This is a genomic window from Actinoplanes missouriensis 431 (assembly GCF_000284295.1).
GTDB lineage: Bacteria > Actinomycetota > Actinomycetes > Mycobacteriales > Micromonosporaceae > Actinoplanes > Actinoplanes missouriensis.
The window spans coordinates 1,786,259-1,800,404 of sequence record NC_017093.1 but is presented as its reverse complement, the minus strand read 5'-3'; the positions used below and the strand labels follow the sequence as shown (position 1 = coordinate 1,800,404).

The following is a 14,146-nucleotide window of genomic DNA, read 5'->3' as shown; positions in this document are numbered from 1 at the left end:
GAACGAGCTATGGAGGTGATCGCTGTGCGAGATAGCGATCCTCCTAGTCGTGGCCGGGACGCTCGTCAGCGTTTCTGACCGCTGACCAGACGCTTTCCCACCCCGCACCCACCGGTCCCGCCGTGTCGACGGCCGGCCGGTCGCGTCGTGTGCGCCACGACGCCGGGTGCCGGGCTCGGCCGCGACACGTGACATGCGCGTTACCCGCCTCGCACAGTCACCAGCGGAAGTGTGGTGTTTCCCGTGAAGAACCTCGTCGCGCCCCTCGGTTTCACCCTGCTGTCGGCATGGGTGGTCATGCTCTTCGTGCTCGCGCACAACTCGTGAGACTCAGGGCAGCCGGGACGTCCACAAGAGGCTGAGACCCGCGCCGATCAGGCCGAACAGCAGGCCGGTCGCGGCGTACCACTGGGTCACCTCCCGTGGCTCGGTCCGGTGGCCGATCGAACTGCCCATGTCCTCGTAGACCTGTTTCAGCTCGCTGACCGACGCGGCCTCGTAGAAGTGGCCCTTGGTGTTGTCCGCCAGCTCCTGCAGCGACAGCCGGTCCACCGGCACCTGCTGCACCGAGCCACGGATGTCCACCACACCGGTGTCGGTGCCGAACGCGATCGTGGAGACCGGCACGTTCGCCGAGGACGCCGCGGTGGCCGCGTCCTCGATCGACCGCCCGGACGTCCGGTATCCGTCGGAGAGCAGCACGATCCGGGCCGGCGGAGCGCCGTCCGCGCCGTCCGACGGCACCGAGCGGATCGCGTCCAGCGAGGTGAACACGGCCTCACCTGTCGCCGTCGCCTCGGCGAGCGTCAGCCCGTCGATCGCGGTGATCACCGCGGACCGGTCCTTGGTCGGCGAGACCAGCACGTTCGCCGCCTTCGCGAACGAGACGAGCCCCAGGTTGTAGCTGGGCGGCAACTCGTTCACGAACGCTTTCGCCGCCTCCTGCGCCGCCTCGATCCGGCTCGGCGCCACGTCGTCGGCCTGCATCGAGAGCGAGACGTCGATGGCGAGCATGACCGTGGCGCGTTCCAGCGGCTGCTCGGTGTCGACCGACGGGCGGGCCGTCGCCGCCGCGAGCGCGCCGAGCATCAGCAGGAACGCGGCGGCCGACACGTGCCGGCGCCAGCCCAGGCCCTTCGGCGCGAGCGTGCGCAGCAGGTCGACGTTGGTGAAGCGCATCGCGTAGTTGCGTTTGCGGAACTGCCGCCAGACGTAGAGGCCGGCCATGGCGAGGACCGGCAGCAGCGTCAGCAGCCACCACGGTTCCAGGAAACGGATCATCGTGTGGTCCCTCGGGTACGGGCGTGGCGCTGAGCGGCCACGAAGCGGACCATGTCGAGCAGCCAGTCGGTGTCGGTGCGCAGCCGAAGATGGGCGCTGCCCGCGGCACGCAGGGCACGGGCGATCGCGGCCCGCTGCTCCGAGGCGGCCTCCGCGTACCGCCGGCGCAGTCTCGGGTCGGCGGTCTGCACCTCGTGCAGCTCGCCGGTCTCCGGGTCGGCCAGGGTGAGCACCCCGACGTCCGGCAGTTCCAGCTCACGCGGGTCGACCACCTCGATCGCCAGCACGTCGTGGCGGACACCCAGCTTGCGCATCGACCGCGCCCAGCCCTCGACCGGCGCCAGGAAGTCGGAGATCACCACGGCGACGCCACGGCGGCGCGGCGGCCGGTTCAGCATGTCGATCAGCTGGCCCAGGTCGGCGCGCCCGGGCCGGATCCGGGTCCTGGCGATCGCGCGCAGCAGCCCCTGCGCCTCCTTGCGCCCCGGCCGCGCCGGCATCCGGATCATCGGCGGGCTGGGCGCGGGGCCGGGCGCCGTCGCCGCCCTGCGGCGCCACCAACTGCCGCTCAGACCCTTCTCCGGTACGCCCGGACCCGTCCCCACCACCGCGCCGATCCGATTGCCGCCGCGAGCGGTGAGGTGCGTTATCGCGGTCGCTGCGGCGATCACCAGATCACTCTTGAGCCACCGCGCGGTCCCGAAGTCCAGGCTGGCCGACAGGTCGATCGCCATCCACGTCTCGAGTTCCCGGTCGGCCACCGTGCGGCGCACGTGCGGCGTCGTGGTGCGTGCCGTGACCGGCCAGTCCATCCGGCGCACGTCGTCGCCCGGCCGGTACTCCCGGGACTCGCCGGCCTCGGTGCCCGGACCGGGCAGCAGGCCGACGTAGTCGCCCTGGAGCAGGCCGTCGAGCTTGCGGGTGACGAGCAGCTGCAGCCGGCCGAGGACCGCCTCGGCCCGCGCCGACTCGTCCGGCGTGACGGGTGACAGGCCGGGGGCCGTCACGGCTGTCCGTGCCAGCCCGGGCCGCCGGCCTGCGGATAGTGCTGGCGGGTGTCGAACGCGGCCGCCGGGACGCCGCTGATCGGCTGCGCCGGCGGGGCGCCCTGCCCGTTCGGCCCGGTGAGCGGCTGGCCCTGAATCGGCTGGCCCGGATGGGGCTGGCCCGGGTTCGGCTGGCCCGGGTGGGGTGACGTGCCCTGCCGGGACGCCACCGACGGCATCGGCACGGTCTGCATGATCCGGGCGACGATGTGGTCGGCCGGGATGTCGTCGGCGAGCGCGTCGTAGCTGAGCACCAGGCGGTGCCGCAGGATGTCCGGCGCGATGTCCTGCAGGTCCTGGGGCAGCGCGTAGTCACGGCCGCGGAGCAGCGCGAGCGCCCGGGTGGCCCGGACGATGCCGAGCGAGGCGCGCGGGCTCGCGCCGTACTGGATCAGCTGGGCCACGTCGGGCATGCCGTGCTGGGCCGGCGCGCGGGTCGCCAGCACCAGCCGGACCGTGTAGTCGACGAGCGCGTTGTGCACGAACACCTGGTCGGCGCGCTGCTGCAGGGCGAGCAGGTCGGCCGGGGTGAAGACCTGTTTCGGCTCCGGCGCGCTCACGCCCATCCGGTAGACGATCTCCCGTTCCTCGGTGTCCGTCGGGTAGCCGACCAGGATCTTCATGAGGAAGCGGTCGCGCTGCGCCTCGGGCAGCGGGTAGACGCCCTCCTGCTCGATCGGGTTCTGCGTCGCCATCACCAGGAACGGGTCGGGCACCGGGTGGCTCTTGCCGCCGATCGACACCTGATGCTCGGCCATCACCTCGAGCAGCGCGGACTGCACCTTGGCGGGCGCCCGGTTGATCTCGTCGGCGAGCAGGAAGTTGACGAAGACCGGGCCGAGCTCGACGTCGAACCGCTCGCTCGACTGCCGATAGATCCGGGTGCCGACGATGTCGGCCGGGACCAGGTCGGGCGTGAACTGCACCCGGGAGAACGTGCCGCCGACCACCTTGGCCAGGGTCTCCACGGCGAGCGTCTTCGCCACGCCGGGGACGCCCTCGAGCAGGCAGTGGCCGCGGGCCAGCAGGGCCACGAACATCCGCTCGACCATCCGGTCCTGGCCGACGATCACCCGCTTGACCTCGAACATGGCTCGCTCGAGCTGCGACGCGTCCTGCGCGGGGGGAACGACCGACGGCGCCGACGCCTGCGCCCCGGCGTCGGGACTGGTCTCGGTCTCGGACGTGCTCGGCTGCGCCACCGGTCCTCCACAAGCGGTCGTGATGCGCCGGCGTGGATGCCGACGCTCAAGACTTACACGACAGACAACATCACACGGCTGGGAGGTTCCTAAGAAATACCGGCCGCGCGCACACCAGCCTATGCATCGGCGGCGTCACCTCGCAGTCATCATCTGCCGGAGCGCAAGAGGCCAGACGTGTTGATCTTTCTGCGCGATCCGCCGGATCGGGCACGGTCACCGGGTGGATACGCGCGGAAATGAAGCGTGTAGCATTTCCCTTGTCGCCGGGCGGCTTCCCCCGTGGCCGCCCGGCGCTATAACTCCCATCCGTTAGGTTCTCCGGAATGGTCGAGGCTCTTTCCCCGCAGTGTTCCGCCAAAGGTTGTCGCGCGGACGCGATCTGGCAGCTCCGCTGGAACAATCCGAAAATCCACACGCCGGAATACCGGAAGACGTGGCTGGCCTGCGGTGATCATCGATCCACGCTCGGGTCCTTCCTCGATGCGCGGGGCTTCCTGCGCGAGGTCACGCCCTTCACTGCGGCGGGAAATGCGAGCATCTCCTAGGCTTCAGGTGTGAGCGAGCCGCCCCGCAGCGTCGTCAATCCCCCCGATGCCCTCGAACCGTGGCCCGACACGGTGGAGTGGCGTTCCGTCTCCCCCAAGCTGATCGTCGTGCAGCTGATCGGGCTGGCCGCCTGGATCGCCGTCCTGGTCGCCGGACTGGGGATCGCGTATTTCTTCGGCCGCCAGTCCGGCTGGCTGATCGGGATCGGCGCGGTGGTGCTGCTCGGCCTCTGGCGCGCGGTGATCGAGGCCCGCGCGGTCAGCGCCTGGGGATACGCCGAGCGCGACAACGACCTGCTGGTCCGGCACGGACTGCTGATCCGCCACCTGTCGATCGTGCCGTACGCGCGGATGCAGTTCGTCGATGTCACGGCGGGGCCGCTGGAGCGGGCGTTCGGGCTGGCCACCGTGCAGCTGCACACCGCCTCGGCGGCCAGCGACGCCCGGGTTCCGGGACTGCCGCCGCAAGAGGCGTCCCGGCTGCGCGACCGGCTGACCGCCCTCGGCGAGGACCGGGCCGAGGGCCTGTGAGCAGCGCCGGACTCCCACCGTCCGTCCCGCCGGCCTGGCCGCAGGGCGCCCCGCCGCCGGGATACCCGCCGGCGCCGCCCGACCCCGGCGCGGGGCTGGAGAAACGGCAGCGGCTGCACCCGCTCAGCCCGCTGCTCCACGGCGCCAAGAGCCTCGTGGTGATCGTCGCGGCGCTCTCCTGGCAGACCCTCAACCGGGTCGGACCCACCCACTTCGCGATGATCGTGGCAGCGCTGGCGGTCGGCGTGGTGATCTTCTCCGTGGTCGGCTGGTGGAGCACCGGGTACCAGGTGATCGGCCGGGAACTGCGGATCACCGACGGGTTGATCTGGCGGCGCAACCGGGCCATCCCCCTCGACCGGCTGCAGGCCGTGGAGCTGCGACGTCCGCTGCTGGCGCAGCTCACCGGGCTCGCCGAGCTCCGTCTCGAAGTCGTCGGCGGCAGCAAGACCGAGGCGCCCCTGGCGTACCTCACCGTCCGGGAGGCCGCAGCGCTGCGGGAACGGCTGCTGGCGCTCTCCGGCCGTACCCAGTCGGGAAGCGCCATCGGCACGGACCCGGCGGCCGGGGCCGTCGCTGCGCCACCCGCCGAGGCCCCCCTCTACCGCGTCCACAACCGTGACCTGCTGATCAGCCAGCTGCTGACGCCGCAGGCGTTCTTCCTGCCGATCGGCGTCGCGTGGGTGATCACCCAGTTCGTGATGCAGCACTCCTGGTCGTTCATCGGCATCGCCAGCACCGTCACCGCGATGGCCGGCGTGCTGCTGCAGCCGATCCGGCGGGTGCTCGGCGACTGGGACTTCCGGCTCAGCCGCGACCACGACCGGCGGCTGGTCCTGCACTACGGGCTCACCGAGACGCGCAACCAGGTGGTGCCGCCGAACCGCGTGCAGACCGTGCGGGTGATCTGGCCGTTCCTGTGGCGGCGGGCCCGCTGGCTGAACCTGCGGCTGGACATCGCCGGGTACAGCGGGCCGGAGGCCGGCGACGACAAGACCTCCGACCGGCTGATGCCGGTCGGCGACATCCAGACCGCCCGCGCCCTGGTCGCCGAAGTGCTGCCCGGCGTCGACCTGGCCACGCTCGCGACCTCACCGCCGCCGCTGCGGGCCCGCTGGCTGCACCCGATCGGGCTGCGGTTCTACGGCGCCGGGCTGACCCCGGACGTCTTCGTCACCCGCCAGGGGCGGGTCACCCGGGAGCTGAGCCTGGTGCCGTACGCGCGGATGCAGAGCGTGCGGGTCGTCCAGGGGCCGCTGCAGCGCCGGCTGGGACTGGCCACCGTCTACGCCGACACGGCCGGCGGGCGGTCCGGGGTGGCACACGACCGGGACCTCGCCGAAGCGTGGGCCATCGCCGAACAGCTGGCGATCCGGGCCCGCGCGGCCCGCGCCCGCAGGCCATAGGGTGAACGGATGGAGTTTCCGGAGTTCGCACCGGGGATGAGCGCCCGGGTCGAGTTGACGGTCACCGACGCCGACACCGCGCAGGCCGTCGGGTCCGGCGACGTGCCGGTGCTCGGCACACCCCGCATCCTCGCCCTCGCCGAGGCCGCCACGGTGGCCGCCACCGCCCGGCAGATCCCCGGCGGCGTCACCACCGTCGGCAGCCGGGCCGAGATCGAGCACCGGGCGGCGACACCACTCGGGCGGCGGGTCGTCGCGCAGGCGACGCTGACCAAGGTGGACGGCCGGAAACTGCTGTTCGAGGTGACCGTCCACGACGGAGACCTGCTGGTCGCGGAGGTACGGGTGGAACGGGTGCTGCTGGATCGGCAGCGGTTCATCGCGCGGGCGATGGAGCGCTGAGCCGCTCCCAGGGTGGGCGGCTTGATGGCCGGCCGGCTCTGACCCGGGTGGGGTGCTGATCAGGTCCAGCGGGCGGTCAGCTCGGCTTCGGTGGGCATGGCGGTGGCGCCGCCCTGCCGTTCGCAGACCAGGCCGGCCACGCCGAGGGCGAACCGGACGTGACGTTCCCAGTCGTCCCGCGCCGCCGGGCGGCCCTCGGCGAGCAGGCGGCTGATCAGCGCGCCCATCACCGAGTCGCCGGCGCCCGTCGCGTCCACGGCGGACACCTTCGGGGCCGGGAGCATCCCGCCGCCGGCTGCGGTTGCCACGTAGGCGCCCTTCGAACCGCAGGTCACGACCACGGCGTCCGCCCCGAGCGCGAGAATGCGCTGGGCGGCGGCCGCCGGGTCCGGCTCCCGGTAGAGCACCAGGGCGTCGGCCGAGCTGAGCTTCACCAGGTCGGCCGTGGCGAAGAACTCCTCGACGAGTTCACGCAGGGCGTCCACGGCGGCGTCGTCCGGCAGCAGGGTGGGCCGCACGTTCGGATCGAACACCTTCACCGGCCCGGTCACCTCCCAGGCCGCCCGCGCCGCCGACCGGAACGGCTCCCGCAGCAGGCAGATCGACCCGGTGTAGAGCACGTCCGCCCCGGCCACCCGCCCGAGATCCAGGTCGCCGGGTCCGAGCAGCGCGTAGGAAGGCGGCTCACCGTAGAACGTGAACGTCGGCTCGGCCCCCTCGAACGTGGTGACGGCCAGCGTGGTCGGCACGGCGACCCGCCGGATCCCCCGGCCGCCGACGCCGGCCTCGGCCAGCAGCGCGGCGATCCGGTCGCCGAGCACGTCGGTGCCGAGCGACCCGGCGAACTCGACGTCGCCGCCGAGCCGGGACACCGCCACCGCCACGTTGAGCGGTGCGCCACCGATCGCCTGGCGGTAGATCAGGTCGGGGCCGGCTTCCGCCTCGAGCAGATCGATCAGCGCCTCACCCATCACCATCGCGTAACCCACATCGACACCCTCTCAAAATTCCCGCGCCCGTGGGGCGGCGGCTGTCGTCACGGGGAGTGTGTGGAATTCGGCCGCGCTCCGCACCCCCAGCCCTTCGGAGTGGGTGTTTTACGACTCTGTGAGGGCTTGGTCCCAATTATGTGGGTAACTTTGGGAGGATTTAGGGATGAATCTACGAGTGCTCCTTCTGGCTGCGCCGCTCGCTCTGGCGGCCTGCACCAGCGCCCTGGCCAGCCCCGCCGCCACCGGCATGACGAAGACCAGCGACACCGCCCCCGGCTTCATCCCGGGACCCGTCACGTCCGGGACCTTCAAGACGTGGGTGGAGGGGTCCACGGCCGTCACCTACGACACGGCCGCCGTCCCGGTCGGGGCCACCGCGGAGGTCTCCGTCGCGGAGAGCAAGAGCGGGGCACGCGTCACGGCCGCCCTCACCGGACTGGTCCCGGGCCGGGCCTACGGGGCTCACCTGCACACCAACCCGTGCACGGCGAACCCGGCCGAGGCGGGGCCGCACTACCAGAACCGGATCGACCCGGCTGCCGGACCGGGCAAGCCGTCGGCGGATCCGGAGTACGCGAACCCGGAGAACGAGATCTGGCTCGACTTCACCGCCGACGCGGAGGGCGCGGGCACGGCCACCAGTGTGCAGAAGTGGCGGTTCGACGAGAAGCGGCCACCGTGGTCGTTCGTGCTGCACGAGCGGACCACCACGCACACCGGGCACGGCGAGGCCGGTACGGCGGGCGCCCGGCTGGCCTGCCTGACCCGGGACCCGATGCCGGTCTACACGGAACGCGCCGGACGGGGCTGACCCGGAGAAGCGACCGAGCGCCGGGCCGGGCGACCGGCCCGGACTGATCACATACGGTCCTGTGCTCTGCCATCGAGGGCGGAACGGCTCCGAAATGCCCGGGTTCCAGCGAGCGCGCAGCCCGTACCCGGGAAAGAAGCGCAACCGACCGCGCCTGCCGTGCGCACCGCCGGGGTTGTACCGTCGGGGCAGCGAGAACGGAGGCATCCTCAGATGGCCGAGCAAGCCAAGACGGAGTCGCACGACCCGGATTTCCCGGAGGCGTTTCTGCAGTTCATGCGCAGTGGCTGGCGGGAGGACCCGCTCGCGGTGGCGCCACTGCCGGAGGTGCCGAACTATGCGAAGCGGCGGGCGGCGCTCTCCGAGGCGTTCCCCGGCGAGACCCTGATCATCCCGAGCGGCAACGAGAAGGTGCGTGCCAACGACACCGACTACGCGTTCCGGCCGGGGAGTGACTTCTTCTACCTGACCGGCGACCGTGACCCGGACAGCGTGCTGGTGTTGCGGCCGAGCGGGTCGGGGCACGACGCGATCCTGTTCACCCGGGAGCGCAACTCGAAGGAGACCGACCGGTTCTTCCGGGACCGCAACGGCGAGCTGTGGATCGGCCGCACGCACACGCTCGGCGAGAAGTCGGCGGAGCTGGGGCTGGACACCGCGTCGCTGGGTCACCTCGGCCCGGTGCTGGCGAACTCGGCGCCCGGGCGGACCCGGGTGCTGCGCGGCCTCGACGCGAACGTGGACCGCGCGGTGCTCGCCTACGAGCCGAACCGGGACAAGCCGCGCGACCGCGAGCTGGCCTGGGTGATCTCGGAGCTGAAACTGGTCAAGGACGAGTGGGAGATCGCGCAGCTGCAGGCCGCGATCGACGCCACCGTGCGCGGCTTCGAGGACGTGGCGCGCATCCTGCCGGCCGACCGCCCGGTCAAGGAGCGGCTGCTGGAGGGCGTGTTCGGTCTGCGGGCCCGGCACGACGGCAACGACGTCGGCTACAGCTCGATCGTCGGCTCCGGGCCGCACGCGACGATCCTGCACTGGGTGCGCAACACCGGCGTGACCACGCCGGGTGAGCTGCTGCTGATGGACATGGGCGTGGAGGGCGACAACCTCTACACCGCCGACGTGACCCGGACCGTGCCGGTGAACGGCTCGTTCACCCCGTTGCAGCGCCAGGTCTACGACATCGTGCACGCCTCGCAGCAGGCCGGCATGGACGCGATCCGGCCGGGCGTGAAGTTCAAGGACGTGCATCAGACCTGCATGCGGGTGCTCGCCGAGGGCCTCAACGACCTGGGTCTGCTGCCGGTCAGCGTGGACGAGGCGATGAGCGAGAAGAGCACCGTCTACCGGCGGTGGACGCTGCACGGGTTCGGTCACATGCTCGGCATCGACGTGCACGACTGCGCGCACGCCCGGAAGGAGAACTACCGGGACGGCGAGCTCAAGGAAGGCTACGTGCTGACCGTCGAGCCGGGTCTGTACTTCCAGGCCGAGGACGACCTGGTTCCGGCCGAGCTGCGCGGCGTCGGCGTGCGGATCGAGGACGACGTGCTGGTCACCGCGGACGGCTGCCGGAACCTGTCGGACGGCCTGCCGCGCTCGTCCGGCGAGGTCGAGCAGTGGCTGGCGGCGCAGCGCGAGGCGGGTCCCCGGCTGCCCGGCTGAGGTTCATGTGATTCATGTGACGTGTCGCTCCGAAACGAAGCTGGGCAGCATAGGGGCATGACCACGTCCGAGCCCGCCGTCAGGCTGCGTGCCTACGGCGGGCTCCGCATGTGGCGGGGCGACACCGAGGTGGACATCGGGCCGCCCCGGCAGCGGGTGCTGCTGGCCGCGCTGCTCGCCGCCCGCGGCGGGGTGGTCGGGGTGGCCGAGCTGATCGACCTGATCTGGGGCGCCGAGCCGTCGCAGAGCGCGGTGAACCAGTTGCACCGGCTGGTCGGGCAGGTTCGCCGGCTGTTCGAGCCGGACCTGCCGAGCCGCACCCCCGGCCACTGGGTGCATCCGGCCGGGGAGGGATACCGGCTGCTGGTGGACGCCCGGACCTGCGACCTGCTCGCGGTCCGCGAGCAGTCCCCGGAACGGGCCCTGCGCACGGTGCAGGAGCCCGCCTTCGCCGGTCTCGACCCGGAGGTGCTGGAACACCCGCTCTTCGTAGCGGTCGCGCGGGAGCGGATCCAGATCACCGTGACCGCGGCCGAGACGGCGACGCCGGACAGCCTGCCCATTCTCCAGCGGATCGCCGCGTCCGCTCCCCTGCACGAGGTGCTGCACGCCCGCATCATCCGGCTGCTGGCGGCGGCCGGGCGCGGCGCCGAGGCCCTGGTGCTCTTCGAGGACATGCGGCACCGGCTCGCCGAGGAGCTGGGTGCGGATCCCGGCCCGGAGCTGCGCGCCGCGCACCTGGAGGCGCTGGAACCCGCGCCGGCGGACAGCCACCGCCCGGTGCAGCTGCCCCGCCGGGTGTCCGGGTTCGTGCCCCGCCACGATCTGACCGCGGCCCTGGACGCCCAGGCCAGCGGCGCGGCGATCGTGATCCTCAGCGGCATGGGCGGCGTCGGGAAGACCGCCGTCGCGGTGGACTGGGCGCACCGGCTCGCCCCGCGCTTCCCGGACGGGCAGCTCTACCTGAACCTGCGCGGCTTCGACCCGAGCGGCCGGCTCATCGACCCGGTCGACGCGCTGAACACGCTCCTCGAATCGGTCGGCGTCTCGCTGGCCTCCCTCGGCGGCGCCGGGCTCGACGCGCGGGCCGCCCGGTTCCGGTCCGCGCTGGCCGACCGCCGGATGATCGTCCTGCTGGACAACGCCCGCGACTCCGAGCAGGTCCGCCCGCTGCTGCCCGGCGCGCCCGGCTGCCTGGTCGTGGTGACCAGCCGCAACCGGCTGACCGGCCTGGTCGCCCGGGAGGGCGCGCGGCCGGTGCTGGTCGGCCGGCTCGGTGACGCCGCCGCCCGCGAGCTGCTGGCGAAGCGGATCGGTGAGCAGCGGCTCGCCGCCGAACCGGCGGCGAGCCGGGACCTGGTGCGGTTCTGCGCGGGACTTCCGCTCGCGCTGGCGATCGCGGCGGCCCACGCGGCGGTACGCCCGGAGCTGCGGCTGCGTGACTTCGCCGAGGACCTGGAGCTGGACGCGCTGTCGACCGGCGAGTCCTCGGACGACGACGTGCGGTCCACGTTCTCCTGGTCCTACGAGGCGCTCAGCCCGGCGGCGGCCCGCCTGTTCCGGCTGCTCGCCGTCCATCCCGGCCCGGAGATCTCGATCGCGGCGGCGGCCAGCATCTCCGGCGCCGGCCCCAAGGCGCGGTCGCTGCTCGCCGAGCTGAGCGCGGCCAACATGCTGACCGAGACCGACGGCCGCCGCTACACGATGCACGACCTGCTGCACGCGTACGCCGACGAGCTGCTGGAGGCCTCCGACGAGCGGCAGGAGGCGGAGAGACGGCTGGTCGAGCACTATGTGCGGAGCACCCGGCACTCGTATCTGATGTTCGGGCGGCCGCAGGTCACCTACCTCGGCCCGCCGTCGGCCGGCATGACGATCGAGCGGCCGGCCGACTTCGCCGCCGCCCTGGAGTGGTACGTCCGGGAGAAGTCCACGCTGCGCGCGGTGATCGACCTGGCGCTCACCCGGCGCTGGCATCGCGAGGCCATCGAGATGGTGCTCGACCTGCGGGCCGCCCGCAGCTCGGTGGTGGAGCCGCCGGCCGACTCCGCCGAGCAGTCCGAGCGCGCGCTGAAGGCGGCGCAGGCCCTCGGCGAGCCGGCGTTGGAGGCCGGCATGCTCCGGGAGACCTCGATCGGCCTGCGTGACGCCGACCCGGCGCTCTTCCGGACCCGGCTGGAGAAAGCCCTCCAGCTGTACGAGGAGAGCGGCGACCTGGCCGGGCAGGCGATGGTCTGGCGCAACATGGCGTGGTCGGTCGACTCGACCGCGTCAGAGCGGCTGATGCACGCGAAGCAGGCGGTCGACCTGGCCGAGCTGTGCGGCGAGCCGAGCGTGCTGGTCTTCGCGCTCTCCGCGCTCGTCTCCGAGCTGCGGGCGCAGGGTGACCTGGCGACCGCCGCCGACGTCGCGCTGGAGGGCCACGAGCTGGCCGTGCAGGCCGACATCATCGACATGTCCGCCCAGACGGCCGGCACCCTCGCCGAGATCCATCTGGCCCGTGGCGACCACGAGGCGGCGGTGCGGTTCGCCGGGATCGCCCTGGACCGCACCCCGCCGGCCGAGATCTTCACGCCGTTCCACGCGAACGCGATCCTCGCCGAGGCCACCCGGGCGCTCGGCGACTCGGACCGGGCGGCGGCCGTCGTGGCCACGTTCCGGCAGCTCATCGCGCAGCACTCGGACATCTACCGGGTGGTGTGGGGTGACGCGTCGGTGGACGCCGTGATCGCCCGTGTGGAGGCTTGTGCATCGGCGATGCACTGAACGTGCACTGCGGTTCGGTTACCTGTGGCCATGGGAAATTTCGAACCCGTGCTGGAGCCGGCCGCGAAGGCGTTCGTGGAGGCGACCGCGCACCCGCCGTACCTGCCCGACCTGGGCCCGATCGAGGGCCGCCGGGTGGTCGAGGCCACCCAGGCCGGCGACGTGCCCCGCCCGGACGCGGACGTCGAGGACCTGTGGATCACCGGTGGCCCGACCGGCGGGGTGCGGATCCGGATCTACCGGCCGGCCGGTGTGATCGGCCAGCTGCCGGTGCTGCTCTACACGCACGGCGCGGGCTGGGTTTTCGGCGACTCCGGCACCCACGACCGGCTGGTCCGGGAGCTGACCGTGCGGTCCGGCGCGGCCACCGTCTTCGTCGAGTACGACCGCTCCCCCGAGGTGCGGTACCCGGTCGCGCTGGAGCAGGTCTACGCCGCGCTGGAGTGGATCGCCACGCACGGCGTCGAGCACGAGCTGGACGCCACCCGGATCGCCGTCGCCGGCGACTCGGTCGGCGGGAACATGACCGCGGCGCTGACCATCCTGGCGAAGCAGCGCTCCGGGCCGGAGATCCTCGCCCAGCTGCTCTACTACCCGGTCACCGACGCCTCCTTCGACACCGACTCGTACCACCGGTTCGCCGAGAACTACTGGCTGCGCCGGGACACGATGGTGTGGTTCTGGGACCAGTACACGACCGACCCCGCCGCCCGCGCCGAGATCACCGCGTCGCCGCTGCGGGCCAGCACCGAGGAGCTGAGCGGGCTGCCGCCGGCGCTCGTCATCGTCGCCGAGGCGGACGTGCTGCGGGACGAGGGCGAGGCGTACGCGGCGAAGCTACGGGCGGCCGGTGTGCCGGTGACGGCCGTGCGCTACCAGGGCATCATCCACGACTTCGCGATGCTCAACGCGCTGCGCGAGACGAACGCCGCGCAGGCCGCGACCGCGCAGGGCGGCGAGTTCCTGCGCGCCGCCCTGGAGAAGAACTAGACCTGGTAGTCGGAGACGGTCCAGCACTCGGCGCCGTCCGGGGTGTCCGTCACGTTGATGCTCACCTTCACCGGGTGACCGTCCGTGGCGTCGTACTCGGTGGCCACCTCGGCGCCGTCCTCGGTCGCGGTCCGCGCCATCTCGGTGAGCTGGCCGAGGGTCGGCACCTCGATCTCCTCGCCCTCCTGCCCGGTGACCGGACCGAGGTCCACTTCGGCCGACGCGGACGGGGACGCGGCGGGCGCGCCGACCCGCTCAGCAGTGGACACGGCGCCGCCGCTCACGGTCGCCCGGTACGTGCCGAGCGGCGCGTTCGGGTCACAGCCGCGGGTCAGCACGTACGAGTACGCGGCCGGCTCGGTCCATGCCGGCGCGCTGCCGACCGGCGCCGCCGACGACGACTGCGCCGGCTCGGAGAACGTGGGCTCCTTGTCGTCGGACGTGCATCCGCCGACCAGAGCCACCAGGACCACCGCGCACAGTGCACGCTCGAGCCGCACCACAAC

13 protein-coding genes are annotated in these 14,146 nt (G+C 72.4%); 8 read left to right on the top strand and 5 right to left on the bottom strand.

What is annotated here, in order from left to right:
• Positions 1–330 precede the first annotated feature (330 nt).
• The 3 genes from AMIS_RS08380 to AMIS_RS08370 are packed head-to-tail and all read right to left on the bottom strand — an operon-like array spanning position 331 to position 3,529.
• Complete coding sequence (locus AMIS_RS08380) at positions 331–1,281, bottom strand: VWA domain-containing protein (protein ID WP_014441783.1); 951 nt, start codon at positions 1,279–1,281, stop codon at positions 331–333.
• Positions 1,278–2,303: a DUF58 domain-containing protein gene (locus tag AMIS_RS08375; RefSeq protein ID WP_041829628.1), complete on the bottom strand. Its 1,026-nt coding sequence runs from the start codon at positions 2,301–2,303 to the stop codon at positions 1,278–1,280. Before AMIS_RS08375 ends, AMIS_RS08380 begins: the two co-directional genes overlap by 4 nt.
• Positions 2,285–3,529: an AAA family ATPase gene (locus tag AMIS_RS08370; protein ID WP_014441781.1), complete on the bottom strand. Its 1,245-nt coding sequence runs from the start codon at positions 3,527–3,529 to the stop codon at positions 2,285–2,287. Before AMIS_RS08370 ends, AMIS_RS08375 begins: the two co-directional genes overlap by 19 nt.
• A gap of 326 nt (positions 3,530–3,855) precedes the next feature.
• On the opposite strand from AMIS_RS08370, the gene AMIS_RS41535 reads away from it, so the two are divergent.
• Genes AMIS_RS41535 through AMIS_RS08355 form a run of 4 tightly spaced genes read left to right on the top strand, consistent with a single transcriptional unit; the run spans position 3,856 to position 6,416 of the window.
• The gene (locus AMIS_RS41535) at positions 3,856–4,077 is read left to right on the top strand and encodes a hypothetical protein (protein ID WP_083888592.1); all 222 of its coding nucleotides are present in this window, start codon (positions 3,856–3,858) and stop codon (positions 4,075–4,077) included.
• Between the two features lie 9 nt (positions 4,078–4,086).
• Positions 4,087–4,608, top strand: a complete 522-nt coding sequence (locus tag AMIS_RS08365; protein WP_014441780.1) for a PH domain-containing protein — start codon at positions 4,087–4,089, stop codon at positions 4,606–4,608.
• Positions 4,605–6,014 carry a PH domain-containing protein gene (locus AMIS_RS08360; RefSeq protein WP_014441779.1) on the top strand — a complete coding sequence of 470 codons (1,410 nt, stop codon included), beginning with the start codon at positions 4,605–4,607 and terminating at the stop codon, positions 6,012–6,014. The genes AMIS_RS08365 and AMIS_RS08360 overlap by 4 nt, the downstream gene beginning before the upstream one ends.
• Positions 6,015–6,023: 9 nt before the next feature.
• Positions 6,024–6,416: a thioesterase family protein gene (locus AMIS_RS08355; RefSeq protein ID WP_014441778.1), complete on the top strand. Its 393-nt coding sequence runs from the start codon at positions 6,024–6,026 to the stop codon at positions 6,414–6,416.
• 59 nt (positions 6,417–6,475) lie between these two features.
• On the opposite strand, the gene AMIS_RS08350 is transcribed toward AMIS_RS08355, so the two are convergent.
• Positions 6,476–7,405, bottom strand: a complete 930-nt coding sequence (locus AMIS_RS08350; RefSeq protein ID WP_014441777.1) for a carbohydrate kinase family protein — start codon at positions 7,403–7,405, stop codon at positions 6,476–6,478.
• A 166-nt stretch (positions 7,406–7,571) separates the two neighbouring features.
• On the opposite strand from AMIS_RS08350, the gene AMIS_RS08345 reads away from it, so the two are divergent.
• The 4 genes from AMIS_RS08345 (at position 7,572) to AMIS_RS08330 (ending at position 13,640) form a co-directional block, all read left to right on the top strand.
• The gene (locus tag AMIS_RS08345; protein ID WP_014441776.1) at positions 7,572–8,219 is read left to right on the top strand and encodes a superoxide dismutase family protein; all 648 of its coding nucleotides are present in this window, start codon (positions 7,572–7,574) and stop codon (positions 8,217–8,219) included.
• Between the two features lie 213 nt (positions 8,220–8,432).
• The gene (locus AMIS_RS08340; protein ID WP_014441775.1) at positions 8,433–9,884 is read left to right on the top strand and encodes an aminopeptidase P family protein; all 1,452 of its coding nucleotides are present in this window, start codon (positions 8,433–8,435) and stop codon (positions 9,882–9,884) included.
• A gap of 57 nt (positions 9,885–9,941) precedes the next feature.
• Positions 9,942–12,650, top strand: a complete 2,709-nt coding sequence (locus AMIS_RS08335) for an AfsR/SARP family transcriptional regulator (protein ID WP_014441774.1) — start codon at positions 9,942–9,944, stop codon at positions 12,648–12,650.
• A 30-nt stretch (positions 12,651–12,680) separates the two neighbouring features.
• The gene (locus AMIS_RS08330) at positions 12,681–13,640 is read left to right on the top strand and encodes an alpha/beta hydrolase (protein ID WP_014441773.1); all 960 of its coding nucleotides are present in this window, start codon (positions 12,681–12,683) and stop codon (positions 13,638–13,640) included.
• Here AMIS_RS08330 and AMIS_RS08325 read toward each other — a convergent pair.
• Complete coding sequence (locus AMIS_RS08325; protein ID WP_041830620.1) at positions 13,637–14,140, bottom strand: hypothetical protein; 504 nt, start codon at positions 14,138–14,140, stop codon at positions 13,637–13,639. The genes AMIS_RS08330 and AMIS_RS08325 overlap by 4 nt on opposite strands.
• Positions 14,141–14,146: the final 6 nt, after the last annotated feature.

What these genes read in the sequence shown, in the direction of transcription:
- AMIS_RS08330 (WP_014441773.1), top strand. Translation starts at nt 12,681, where the DNA reads ATGGGAAATTTCGAACCCGTGCTGGAGCCGGCCGCGAAGGCGTTCGTG.
- AMIS_RS08335 (WP_014441774.1), top strand. Translation starts at nt 9,942, where the DNA reads ATGACCACGTCCGAGCCCGCCGTCAGGCTGCGTGCCTACGGCGGGCTC.
- AMIS_RS08380 (WP_014441783.1), bottom strand. Translation starts at nt 1,281, where the DNA reads ATGATCCGTTTCCTGGAACCGTGGTGGCTGCTGACGCTGCTGCCGGTC.
- AMIS_RS08355 (WP_014441778.1), top strand. Translation starts at nt 6,024, where the DNA reads ATGGAGTTTCCGGAGTTCGCACCGGGGATGAGCGCCCGGGTCGAGTTG.
- AMIS_RS08345 (WP_014441776.1), top strand. Translation starts at nt 7,572, where the DNA reads ATGAATCTACGAGTGCTCCTTCTGGCTGCGCCGCTCGCTCTGGCGGCC.
- AMIS_RS08340 (WP_014441775.1), top strand. Translation starts at nt 8,433, where the DNA reads ATGGCCGAGCAAGCCAAGACGGAGTCGCACGACCCGGATTTCCCGGAG.
- AMIS_RS41535 (WP_083888592.1), top strand. Translation starts at nt 3,856, where the DNA reads ATGGTCGAGGCTCTTTCCCCGCAGTGTTCCGCCAAAGGTTGTCGCGCG.